The organism is Paenibacillus sp. IHBB 10380 (genome assembly GCF_000949425.1).
Lineage (GTDB): Bacteria > Bacillota > Bacilli > Paenibacillales > Paenibacillaceae > Paenibacillus_AQ.
The window spans coordinates 4,733,528-4,745,828 of record NZ_CP010976.1; the positions used below are offsets into that span (position 1 = coordinate 4,733,528).

The following is a 12,301-nucleotide window of genomic DNA, read 5'->3' on the forward strand; positions in this document are numbered from 1 at the left end:
CTAAAATGACAGGGGACGAAATCGTCTTTATTTTTCCGGTACGACAATATCACCACTTATAATTTTTCCACGATATTCTTCAACTTTGGCAAGTACTTCAGGTGTTACATTCTTAACCGAAGTTGGTGCAATATCTACACCTTTCTCTTTTAAGCCCATTGTCGTCACTTTACCTGCTGGGAAATTACCTTCAGCTAAGCTCTTTGAAATTTGATAAACGGCTTCATCCACTTTCTTGACCATAGAAGTTAAAGTGATATCATCACCAAAAGTTAAGGACTGATCTTTATCAACACCAATGACCCACACTTTTCCACCCTTGCTATTACGCTCTTTAGCTTCATTAAATACGCCATTACCTGTTAAACCCGCTGCATGAAAAATGATATCTGCACCATCGTTGTACATCGTAGAAGCCGCAGATTTCCCCATATCAACGCGGTTGAATAGCCCTGTGTAGTTAACAATTAATTTAGCATCTGGATTCACAGCTTTAATGCCTTCTCGGAAACCCGCTTCAAACCGTTTAATAACTGGAATATCCATGCCGCCAACAAAACCAATTTTGTCCGTTTTCGTCGTTAGACCTGCAATTACACCAACGAGGTATGCGCCTTCTTGCTCCTTAAAGGATACCGCCGCCACATTCGGTAAGATGAGATCCGAGTCTACAATTCCAAACATGGAATCCGGATTTTCTTTGGATAGTTGTGTTACCGCATCTGCTAATGTGAAAGCCGTTGCCCACGTTAAATCATAGCCTGCTTTGACAAATTGGTTCAGGTTCGGTACAACGTCACCATCTGTTTTTGGTTCTAGATATTTCACATCAAAATCATAGTCTTCCTTCAATTGTTGCAAGGCTTCCCATGCACTTTGGTTAAAAGATTTATCATTTACACTCCCAAGGTCAGTTACCATACCGACTTTAAGCTTTTTGAGGTCTTGTTTATTATCATTAACCGCAGCCCCATTGGTTTTCGTGCCTTCAGTCGAATCATCTTTATTGTTACCTTTTTGACCACATGCGGTTAGAGCTAGTGTAAAAATCAATACTACCGGCAATAATAATTTCATCCATCTTTTCATTGTGAATTCCCCCTATTATTAGTGACTTGCTTGTCCTACTGATTCACCTTTAACAATTCTAAAAAACTTTCCCCAATATTTGGTTTAGTAACTCTGAAATTATCTGCAATGGTTGCAGCTAAATCAGCAAACGTGTTTCTAATGCCAATGGAAGCGGTATCATTTGCGAGTACAGGGTTATAGATCAAAATCGGAACATATTCACGCGTATGATCGGTTCCTGACCAAGTAGGGTCATTCCCATGATCAGCCGTAATGATCAGTAAGTCCTTGTCGCCAGTTTGTTGCATGAGCTCAGGCACATATTGATCAAACTCTTCTAGACAAGCAGCGTATCCCTTAGGATCACGACGATGACCATATAAAGAGTCGAAATCCACTAAGTTTGTAAATAACATCCCTTTAAAAGAACGCTTCAGCAGCTTGATGGTTGTCTCAATACCGTCTAAATTGCTTTTTGTTGGATAGGATTCATTAATTCCTTGTCCTGTAAAAATATCACTGATTTTCCCAACTGAGATGACATCGTAACCTTCATTCTTGAGATGGTCGAGCACAGTTTCTCCAAAGGGATCAAGCGCATAATCATGTCGATTCGGTGTGCGTTTAAAAGCACCCGGATCACCGATATAAGGTCTCGCGATGATACGCCCAACTACGTACGGATCGTTCAAGGTTAGCTCACGTGCAATTTCACAAGCACGATACAACTCGTCTAATGGAATAACACCCTCATGAGCTGCGATTTGAAATACGCTGTCGGCAGATGTATAAACAATCCATGCCCCAGTTCGGAGTTGCTCTTCTCCGTACTCGTCTAAAATCTCAGTTCCTGAAGAAGGCTTGTTTCCAATCACCTTGCGACCTGTCATCGCTTCGAACTTCCCAATCAATTCCGCTGGAAATCCATTAGGATATACTTGAAATGGCACTTCTACCTTTAGTCCCATCATCTCCCAGTGGCCCGTCATTGTATCTTTGCCAACCGATACCTCTGCCATCTTGCCATACCAAGCCTGAGGTTTCTCTGTCCCAGCGATCGTAGCCAACGGTGCAATATTGCCTAGACCAAGAGCGGCGAGATTTGGTAATTTCATGTTAGGTACTTGCTCGCATATATGTCCCAATGTATAACTGCCTTCATCCCCGAAGGCAGGAGCGTCTGGTAAAGCGCCAATACCAACACTATCTAGCACAATTACACTAATTCGTTCGAATTTCATATCATTTCCTCGATTCTCAAAATAAACTATGATATTGCTATGATGTTATCCGCCATGCTAGAATAATTTCTTTAGTCACTTCCTAATCTCATAACTAGTGTTGATCAGATATTGAACCTTGAAAGGACGCGTCTTTATGATTAATAACATCTCAGAAATCACGATTTTCTCAGACATTCCTGAGGATGAGTTACAGCATATAACCCCTCTGCTTAAGGAACGTCATTTCAAAAAGAACCATATTCTTATGTTTGAGAATGACGAAAGTGAAGAGGTTTATCTCCTTCGCTCAGGCATGGTCAAGATTTATCGCATGTATGAAGGGAAGGAAGTCGTGCTGAGTATTATGATCGCTGGTGATATCACAGGAGAAGTAGAAGCCTTGTCCAGCGACAATCATCGAATTTCATCTATTGAAGCTCTAGAAAATGTTTCAGTCTGGCAGATGTCCAAGCAAGATTTCCTACACATTGTTGATAAATATCCTTCGGTGCTACGAAACGCTTACAAAATTCTTGTTGAGCGCACCCGTATGCTCAATCGTATGATTCGCTATTTGACCTTCTATGACGTACGTGGAAAAGTCGCTAATCTCATCATGGATCTCTACTATAACTTTGGAACCAATAATGATAACGTTTACAAAATTGACTTAAAAATTAATCAATCCTTACTCGCTAATATGCTTGGAGTCACTAGAGAATCGATATCCAAAACACTAGGTGATTTTCAAGATGAAGGACTGATCGACATTCGTGATAAACACTTTTACCTCCTAGATATGGATTTGTTAGAATCCATTTGTAATGAAACCGAGGAGTTCCCAACGCTTCGTAAGTGGTATAACAGTTAGCTATTTCATGCACTCAATATAACAAATGATAGCGCTTCACTTCCGTTAGCACGCTAACGGTTATTTTGTGAACTAGTTCTCAAAAGCGAGGTTATCCCTTTAACATAACGTGGATTTGTATTGTGCTATGATTTTCGTGTAAACGTTTTCGAATACACTATACGAACTACTGGAGGGAATTCACATGAGTTTTCATATTGAAGCAAAAGTTGGCGAAATTGCAGAATCAGTCTTACTACCTGGCGATCCTTTACGCGCAAAATATATTGCCGAGACCTTCCTAGAAGGTGTCGTCTGTTACAACAATGTACGTGGCATGTTAGGCTTCACAGGAACATATAAAGGAAACCGCGTATCGATTCAAGGCACGGGAATGGGTATGCCTTCTGCATCCATTTATATCCATGAATTGATCAACGATTATGGCGCAAAAAATCTTGTTCGTATTGGAACATGTGGTGCCATTCAGCATGATGTAAAAATTCGCGATGTGATTATTGCACAAGCAGCGGCTACGAATTCAGCTATCATTCGCAACGATTTCCCAGGATACGACTTCCCACAGATTGGGAACTTTGACTTAATCAAAACAGCTCATGAAGCCGGAACAGATAAGGGTCTTAATCTTCGCGTAGGAAATGTACTTTCTTCTGATATTTTCTACACCGACGATAAAGATACATTCACCAAGCTTGGCCAACATGGCGTATTAGCAGTAGAGATGGAAACAGCAGCACTTTATTATTTAACTAACAAATTCGGTGTAAAAGGCTTGGGTCTCCTAACGGTTAGTGATCATATTCTCACAGGTGAACAGACGACTGCACAAGAGAGACAAACCACTTTCAACGACATGATCGAAGTCGCTTTAGAAACTGTAGCCAAATAGAACGAGTTCCACAGAAACAGGGCAGGTAGAAATTCTACCTGCCCTGTTAAACGTATTTAGTAAGCTTACTCAATTCTTCTCACTTATTCGTTACTTCTACACGCTGCCTATATTCACCAGGCGCTGCACCCGCCCACTTCCTGAAAGCAGACTGGAAGGCGCTTGGCTCAGAGAAATGGAGAAGGTACGCAATTTCAGATATGGTATATTCTGGTTTAGCCAGATACCGGAGCGCCAGCTCCTTCCGGACCTCATTTGCCAAGCGATTATACGATGTATTCTCCCCCTTCAGCCTAGCTTGTAGGGTCCTTACACTCATCCGCATATGCTTAGAGGCATCCTGTAGAGTCGGGAAATGTGTCGGCATACATTCAATGATCCACCTGTATAACTCCCCTGTTAACACAGAGCCCTGAGTAAGCTTGGTTCTTACCTCCTCAGCAATAGCTTCAAAGATCCCCAGCAGACGTGTATCCGCACTTAGAACAGGATAATCCAGAATCTCTACGCTAAACCGTAGCGTATTGGCGTTCTGATTGAACTGCGGCACAACCCCAAATACGGCTACATATTCCTCTATCCGCGGCGGCTGACCATGCATAAATTGGACGTCCTTGACGGGAATCGCTTTACAGCTTAGCCCCAGCAGTGTCTGGTAAAAAGACACCGTCAATTCCTCTATGCAATGCCTGCTCGGAGCTGTGAGTGAATTGTTGAGAAACAGAGAGATGAGGATATCCTGCCCTTGCACCTCAATATCTGCGTTGAAGCCGCTGCAGACGATAAAGTTGTATTTCTGATACGCGGAGAGCGCCTTACCGATCGTCTTGGAGTGCAGCATAACATAACCCAGAACGCCTAAATCCGAAATATTCATACGCTGCCCCTGGTGCAGACCGAACAGCTCATCCTCTGTATATAGAGCAGCAGCTTTAACTATACGTTCAAAATCATCCTCCGTAATACGCGCTTCAGCGTTGTAAAGAAGTTTTGAGTCGATAGCAGCATATTCGCAGAAAGCATCCCAATCATAACCGCTCTGCGCCATCGTTTTCATCATGGGAAACAGAAGAGACACGGACACGCCATGACTATTCAACCGAGATTCCTCCTCCATTTGCACAAAAGAACAAGATTTTCGCGCTTTTCATCATTTGTACCTCTGTGTTTCAGGCTTATGATTGTATTATACCCATCAATCTTATCACGGGCACCTCCCATCGTAGAGAGGTGGAACACGATTCGTCGTGCGATAACATGAAGAACACCAAGGAGGAACACCGTTGAATAAAAATATTGCCATAATCATAGGACATCCCAATCCAAAAAGCTACTGCAACGCCTTAGCTACAGCCTACACTAAAGGCGCTACCGCCAGCGGCGCAAATATCCGTACCATCGACCTTGGCCGGATCAACTTTGAGCCTAATTTGAAATACGGATACCAAAAGCGAACTGAGCTGGAGCCCGATTTGCTTGCCGCGCAAGAGACGATCCGCTGGGCAGATCATCTGGTATTCGTCTACCCCACTTGGTGGGGCACCATGCCGGCAATCTTGAAGGGTTTCATTGACCGAGTGTTTCTGCCGGGCTATGCTTTCAAAACCAAGCCTAATTCTGTCATGATTGAGAAATTATTAAAAGGCAAAACGGCACGCCTCATCGTGACGATGGATTCCCCACCTTGGTATTACCGTTTAGCGCTTAAACGGGCCGGACACCACATCATGAAGCGCGGCATCCTGCAATTCTGCGGCATAAATCCGGTACGAATTACTGAGATTGGTACAGTGAAAACCTCATCTGTAGAAGTGCGGGAGAAGTGGCTGCGGAAGATTGAGGCGTTGGGGAGTAAAGGGGCGTAAAGCAATTAACATAGTATTAAAGGATAGCGGAGGAATTCCTTCTTCTTTTTCAAAGATTCTAATAGAAAGTCCCTGTTTCGCTGCAATATGCAGACATAACAGGGACTTTTCAACGGTCCACGGTTGAAAAGTCTGTTAGGGATCATAAACCGCCGCGATGAATATATCGACCATAACAGACCTGTCCAGAGGCTAAATGTGGCTTACCATATAAGAAGCAAGCGAAACGATAATGTGCTCGTATTAGAAACCATTGCTAAAGCCTCTACAAAAAACGAGGGACGTGACTGGATTGATCGTTCATAGCGATCAATCCAGTCACGTCCTAACAAAAAAATAGACACAGTCAAAAGACTGCACCTATGACTCTATTCATTTACTTAAATAACACTTTGTCTACATTGTATTTGGCCTTGAGTTCATTAACAATATACGTTTCGTAGATTTCTCTATGAACAGGGTCCCCAATAAGACAAACATCAATTTTAGTAACTTCATCTCTATTCATTTTGATCACGGATACCGTATCTTCAAAATGTTTTTTTATTCTTGGTCTAAGCTTTCTTGCCTTACCCACGAACAATAATTCATCATTGTCGTTGTAAAACATGAAAATACCACCCATATCTCTAGGAATCAGGTGAAAATCTGTAAATCCGTAAATATGACTTAGCTCAGGATTCTCCTGCTTGGTAATCGTAACATCAGGTGTTGGAATCGTTATGTTTATCACTATAGCTCACTTCCTCTTTCTATATAGGAGTAAATACTATCACAAATCTTAATGTAACACCATTTTCTATCTCACTGTTAAACGTATTGCATATGGCGCATACTAAACACATTGCTATCTCTAATGAGAAGGCCTCAAACTTCGTAGGCAGACCCATACAATATTTCCCGTAGTCGCAAATACACCGAGCTCTAAACTTTACATCTTTATCCTTAATATCGACAAATTTTAAAGATGCCATGCTTTGTTTGCCCAATCAGGGTGAAATAAAGTGAGCGCTGTGCTACAATATTGGAATTGCAAAAAGCAATCATTTAGGGAGGTCTATTGAATCTTCATGCTCATTATAGGTATCGCTGGCGGCACCGGCTCGGGCAAGACAACGGTAGCCCGCTCCGTTATAGACCGACTTGGCTCGGGTAAAGTAACTTTCATATCTCAGGATAACTACTATAAGGATCAATCGTATCTCAGTATGACAGAACGCGAATCGATCAATTATGATCATCCGTTTGCTTTTGACAACGAGCTACTCATTGAACACCTTAAGACTCTTAAAGAAGGCCACACCGCACACGCCCCGGTATATGACTTCACGGTTCATGCCCGTTCTACTGTCGACACAGTAGAGCTAGTTCCTAACCATATTGTTATTCTCGAAGGTCTTCATGTGCTATCCGATGAAAAACTCCGGAATCTACTCCACATCAAGGTATTCGTTGATACCGACCCCGATGTACGTATACTCCGTCGGGTGCTCCGGGATATTGAGGAACGCGGTCGAACTATTCAATCGATTCACCAACAATATTTAAAGACGGTAAAACCAATGCATGATGCGTTTATCGAGCCTTCCAAGAAATATGCTGACCTAATCATCCCTGAAGGCGGGGAGAATGAAGTCGGTATTCAAGTGCTGTCCATCTTGACCGAGAAATACTTGACGGGCGACCAGGAATGGACCGAGGCTTAATAGCACTCGATTTACTCATGCGGTAAACCAGCTTGCTGGTTTTCGGTAACCCCGAAGACGTAGCACACGTCCGGGACCACCGTTCATTTATTTTTAACAAGAAGAAACGGCTTCACCGTCCTTAAAGGGAGGTAACTGTTTCTCGTTGAAATATAAGAAAGTATAGTTGAAACTTATCTTTCTTATATATTGAAATAAGCAGACCTCTTGGTCTGTCCCAAGCTGTCGAGACCTTCTCGGCAGCTTATTTTTATATGATGGATTGTGATATGAAGGACACTCCTAACACCGACCCAACAGCTCATTCCCCTGTACATAAGAGCAGCCACCTTGACCATACATTCAAAGTTATACTCAGCAAATACACCAAAGGTTCGACAAATAACTACACTAACTTGTGCAACATTCCAAACGACTGTCCCGTCTAAGAATGTAGATAACAAGACCTCAAACTCTCAAGTACGAACCCTACACATATAAATTGGAGGAATAACAAATGAAAAAAATGTACAAAGTGTTAGCAGCAACAACGATTCTAGCGATGGCAGCAATGCCTATAGCAGCGAGTGCACAAGAGGTTCCCCCCGCACCGATTCACGATGGACAAGGATCTATTCAAAATCAAGCTAAAGTTGTCCCTGGCACAATCGGTCAAATCACAGATTCTGTGAACGACAAAACAGGTAAATTCGTTACTGTAACAGGTCGTGGTCTTACTACAACTGATCAAAGCGAAATTGTTCTATCCATCACTAAAAACACAAAAATTATTGATTCTAAAGGAAAAAAAGTATCTTTAAAAACAATCATAGATGAACAAAAAGTCGTAAAAGCTTTCTACGGTCCTCAAATCACGAAAAGCCTTCCAGCACGTGGAACGGCATTAACACTTGTTGTTCAAGACCAAAGCTTTACTGCTATTAACGGTACAGTTACCGAAGTGAATGACAGTGGCATCGTAGTAAAAGGTGAAAATATCTATTCAGGATTCGAAGATACGATCGTGTTGCACTTTGCTGACAAAGCTCAAATCTTAGGCCTAGATGGCAAAGCCATTGAGGCAAGTGAGATCCAAGTAGGTATGAGCGTCAAAGCTTTCTACGGTCCTGCCGTTACGATGAGCCTTCCGCCTCAATCAACAACTAACTATGTCGTAGTGGACACAACAGTGGAAGAAACGATTCAAGAACAAGCTCCTGGTACGGATGGAATCATTACAAATGTAACAGATAGCAAAATCACTGTGATTGGAAACCCTATGGAAAAAGGCGGAGTTGATCATGTCATCCTATCGGTTGATAAAGACACTCAAATCGTCAATCAAGATGGTAACCCATTAACGCTAGATGCATTGAAAGCAGATGTTCGTGTCGATGCCTACTATGGTGAAGTAATGACGATGATCTACCCAGCTCAAACCCATGCCGACAAAATTGTTGTGAAAGCAACAGAAACCAATAAAGTTGAAGGTACCATTGTTGCATCAGACCGTACAACTGAAGGCCAAGTGTATGTCAATGTGGGTTCTGACAAATCCACAGATAACGATGTGATTCTGAATATCTCGAAAGATACAAAGGTGATCTCATTGCTTAATGGGGGAACAGAATTGAGAGCCGGCATGAAAATTGTCGCATTCCATTCCCCAGTTATGACTAGATCGTTACCAGGCATGACAAGTGCTGAAATTGTGATCGTAACTTCCGATGATAATGCAGTAGCGCCTAAATAATAGCTGGATAATGGTAATAGAATAGACTAAAAAACTAGCCGATCCCTTCTTAGGATTGGCTAGTTTTTTTGGTCTTGACGCATGTATTGGTGCTTATTTAGCCTTAATTTTCATACGGAAATCTATATCTGTTAATTATGGATTTCTTATGTGCACATTTTTACCAGGGATAGTTCTTTTATTCTTTGTAAAAGTATCAAATCTATTTCCTACTATAGATTTAAATATTGTCGCTTTATTTTGCGGATTCACACTTCTCCTTGGACTATTTCATAGTAAAATTAATTTAGAAATTTTGGCTCAACACCAAAATCAGTGCTTGACAAATGTATCGAGTTGATAAGTGATCGCTACGCGGATGGATTGTCCTTCTGATCGCTGTTGCCCCCTAATTTTTTGAATTTACCGCTCTTTGCAGTTAAAATTCAGGGGCAAAGGCGAACGCTACGCTTCTCCACGACAATTCCATCCTCTCCGCTACGATCAGCATAAAATTCTATTTTCAGCAAGCGCTGATTATGAATTAGAACCGAAATTTTAAAATAAAAATACTTCTATAAAGAGTAGATATGAGTTTATCGAGGAGTCTTCCCTGGAGGTCTCCCACTGATTTTCGAGGTGTAATGCATTTACATGTATTTTAAGATGTTCGCTAAAAGGGCCTCCAGATTCATTCTGGAGGCCCTTTGGTTTAATTTAAATAAGTCATAATCTTTAAATGCGTGTCCTTTAGAGACGAAATGTCACAGAATGATCTCTTTGGGAAGCTAGGCTCTAAGGTAGTTCAACCGAATATCAGATAAATCAAACGTTTGAAGCATGCCACTGGCGTCCTAACCAGTGCCAAAGAAAGAACCTTATTGGTGTTTAAAATGGATTTAGGACGTGGAAAAAGACGTTAGGCGATGCCATCCGGTAATAAAAACTGCACCAGCCTGCACCCTTATTCGTAAAGCGATTGGTTGTGCTGTACAGAAGACGCTCCTGTTCTAACTCCTCGATTTGAGGGATTCTTCCCTCAACATAGTCAAGTATACGCTCCGAAGCCGTATCCAGACGATTCACAACTCCACCATAGCGAATGTCGATGACTTCCCACCCAAATGGCTTGAACATCCGTAGCCACTGGCTGCGGTGTGCTTTCCGTAGCTCTTTCACAGCAAGGGAGATAACCGGCAGTTCCTCTGTGGCGATACGGCTTAGTGTATTCATATCTTTAGCATCGTAAGCTTGTTTCAAGTTAATACCGATTTCGCTCTTATGTTTCAAGACGCCGCAAAGCTTCTCAGGCACTTCAAACAGATAATCGAGCTCAGCATCTTGATTCCGGCTGTTATGAAGTTGCTGTTCCAACTGGGCGTAATGGGCGTTCATGCCCAGCCCTTCCGTCTGCTTATCGAACAGCCCTAGAAGAACATCCTGATAGAGCAGAAATTTGGACGGATTACTCTGCTTCCGATTGTTCGGCTCACTCCCTGGTGTTTCATCTAAATATTTCAACTGCAAGAATGAGTCCGCTTCGATGCCCGTACAGAACTTAACCCTCTCCGCCAGCCACGAGTCGCTAGGCGTATTCTGCGAATAAGCATGCTCTGCGTAGAATTGTAGTCCAAGTAGCGCAATATATGGATTGCTCTCCATACCGTCATCGCCCCACATGGTTGCATACACCTCACGGATGCCTTCTTTCTTGCATACTTGCAGTGCCGCATCGGTTGCATTTAACGACAAACCGTAATTCACACCAAAAGTGTTGAATACCCATACCGCACCGGCGAATACGAGGTTACAGCCTAATGGGCGGTGTTTAGCGATCAGGCTCTCATATTCATGCTGCTCCATATGGGCGTAATCCCAATACACCATGTCCACGTCTTTGGGAATGCGACTAGCCATCTCCTCTGGAATAACTGTATTTGCATCATAATGTTCACTGCCGTTTGCTGAAGCTAACTTCAAGAACATGTCGCTCCACATCATCGCCTTCAGCCCCATACGGCGCGTAATTTCCAGTACTTTCTCTAAATGCGAAGTCATGATCTCAAAGCGGCTTTCATACCCGTTCTTGTCCAGATACTTCCCACGTCCAAGTTCCTCAGCCTCATCCATACCAATATGGATCTTGTGGCTGCGAAAGGGTGCGCTAATCGATTGAATCATACGCTCAACAAGCTGATCTGTCCGTTCTTCCCCGACGAGCAGTGCACCCTTCGTATCCTTATAATGGCTTACTGGCTCCCATTTAAGGAATTCCTCCAGATGAGCGAGCGTCTGAATACTTGGAAAAGCCTCAATACCAAATTGGTCAGCATAGTCGTCAATCTTCTTTAACTCTGCCTGCGTATAACGACCTCGCATGTAACCGAAATAAGGTTCTCCGATGATTTCGTACGTATCTTCCAAATACAGCATCACAGTGTTCATCCCCATGAGTGCCATCTTGCGTAGCATCTCTTGGAAACTGTCCACGGTAAAAACGGCATTACGGGATAGATCAAACATCGGTCCTATCGTATCGAACTGCTGCTGTTCCTGAATTGTAAATGACTCTGCGCTGCCGGTGTGCTGCACTAGTAAACTGAGTCCCCGAAAGAACTGATGCTTTCGTCCATATCGTATGTAGGCTTTACGAGGCTCTATGATTTGCTCTTGATTGGTCCCGCTAACGTTCTGTTCATAGTTGCTAATACTTCCACTTGCTAAGTTCCATCCAGCGCTACGTTCCAGAATCGGTCCAGCTTCCAAGCCCACTTCTAGATCAGCGTCCGGATTGTCCGCCCGCTGTTGCACTTGGATAATAAGCTCTTCCCCTTCAGCTGCTTCAGTAATTCCAAGCTGCTGTATCAATTCCTGAATACCTGCATGTAAAGATGTTATATCTCCCTCAAAAAGAACCTTCATCCTCATATTCCCCCATACTCATTTTGGTTAGCTATGATGAGAT

Annotated in this window: 10 protein-coding genes; 5 read left to right on the forward strand and 5 right to left on the reverse strand. The window is 42.7% G+C overall.

The annotated features are described in order from the left end of the window. Positions 1–27 precede the first annotated feature (27 nt). Both UB51_RS21470 and deoB read right to left on the reverse strand, forming a co-directional pair. On the reverse strand, positions 28–1,089 hold the full coding sequence (locus tag UB51_RS21470; RefSeq protein WP_044879052.1) for a BMP family ABC transporter substrate-binding protein: 1,062 nt from the start codon (positions 1,087–1,089) through the stop codon (positions 28–30). 35 nt (positions 1,090–1,124) lie between these two features. After that, positions 1,125–2,312 (reverse strand): phosphopentomutase, encoded by a 1,188-nt coding sequence (gene deoB / locus UB51_RS21475; RefSeq protein ID WP_044879053.1) that lies wholly within the window; start codon positions 2,310–2,312, stop codon positions 1,125–1,127. Positions 2,313–2,448: 136 nt separating this feature from the next. Here deoB and UB51_RS21480 point away from each other — a divergent pair, with 136 nt between their 5' ends. Continuing rightward, a complete protein-coding gene (locus UB51_RS21480; protein ID WP_044879054.1) occupies positions 2,449–3,165 on the forward strand; it encodes a Crp/Fnr family transcriptional regulator in 717 nt (238 codons plus the stop codon). Between the two features lie 184 nt (positions 3,166–3,349). Beyond that, complete coding sequence (gene deoD, locus UB51_RS21485) at positions 3,350–4,054, forward strand: purine-nucleoside phosphorylase (protein ID WP_044879055.1); 705 nt, start codon at positions 3,350–3,352, stop codon at positions 4,052–4,054. A gap of 79 nt (positions 4,055–4,133) precedes the next feature. On the opposite strand, the gene UB51_RS21490 is transcribed toward deoD, so the two are convergent. Continuing rightward, positions 4,134–5,153: an AraC family transcriptional regulator gene (locus UB51_RS21490; protein WP_052676030.1), complete on the reverse strand. Its 1,020-nt coding sequence runs from the start codon at positions 5,151–5,153 to the stop codon at positions 4,134–4,136. A 184-nt stretch (positions 5,154–5,337) separates the two neighbouring features. Here UB51_RS21490 and UB51_RS21495 point away from each other — a divergent pair, with 184 nt between their 5' ends. Next, positions 5,338–5,919, forward strand: coding sequence for an NAD(P)H-dependent oxidoreductase (locus tag UB51_RS21495; RefSeq protein ID WP_044879057.1), 582 nt, complete (start codon positions 5,338–5,340; stop codon positions 5,917–5,919). A 376-nt stretch (positions 5,920–6,295) separates the two neighbouring features. Here UB51_RS21495 and UB51_RS21500 read toward each other — a convergent pair whose 3' ends face one another. Then, positions 6,296–6,652, reverse strand: coding sequence for a nucleotide excision repair endonuclease (locus UB51_RS21500; protein WP_044879058.1), 357 nt, complete (start codon positions 6,650–6,652; stop codon positions 6,296–6,298). A gap of 337 nt (positions 6,653–6,989) precedes the next feature. Between UB51_RS21500 and udk the strand changes: the two genes are divergently transcribed. Both udk and UB51_RS21510 read left to right on the forward strand, forming a co-directional pair. Next, positions 6,990–7,625, forward strand: a complete 636-nt coding sequence (udk, locus tag UB51_RS21505; protein ID WP_044879059.1) for a uridine kinase — start codon at positions 6,990–6,992, stop codon at positions 7,623–7,625. A gap of 496 nt (positions 7,626–8,121) precedes the next feature. Next, positions 8,122–9,357 (forward strand): hypothetical protein, encoded by a 1,236-nt coding sequence (locus tag UB51_RS21510; protein ID WP_044879060.1) that lies wholly within the window; start codon positions 8,122–8,124, stop codon positions 9,355–9,357. An 867-nt stretch (positions 9,358–10,224) separates the two neighbouring features. On the opposite strand, the gene UB51_RS21515 is transcribed toward UB51_RS21510, so the two are convergent. Continuing rightward, positions 10,225–12,258 (reverse strand): beta-N-acetylhexosaminidase, encoded by a 2,034-nt coding sequence (locus UB51_RS21515; protein WP_044879061.1) that lies wholly within the window; start codon positions 12,256–12,258, stop codon positions 10,225–10,227. Positions 12,259–12,301 lie beyond the last annotated feature (43 nt).

Coding starts and splice junctions, on each gene's coding strand:
- UB51_RS21470 (WP_044879052.1), bottom strand. CDS start 1,089: ATGAAAAGATGGATGAAATTATTATTGCCGGTAGTATTGATTTTTACA.
- deoB (WP_044879053.1), bottom strand. CDS start 2,312: ATGAAATTCGAACGAATTAGTGTAATTGTGCTAGATAGTGTTGGTATT.
- UB51_RS21480 (WP_044879054.1), top strand. CDS start 2,449: ATGATTAATAACATCTCAGAAATCACGATTTTCTCAGACATTCCTGAG.
- deoD (WP_044879055.1), top strand. CDS start 3,350: ATGAGTTTTCATATTGAAGCAAAAGTTGGCGAAATTGCAGAATCAGTC.
- udk (WP_044879059.1), top strand. CDS start 6,990: ATGCTCATTATAGGTATCGCTGGCGGCACCGGCTCGGGCAAGACAACG.
- UB51_RS21510 (WP_044879060.1), top strand. CDS start 8,122: ATGAAAAAAATGTACAAAGTGTTAGCAGCAACAACGATTCTAGCGATG.
- UB51_RS21515 (WP_044879061.1), bottom strand. CDS start 12,258: ATGAAGGTTCTTTTTGAGGGAGATATAACATCTTTACATGCAGGTATT.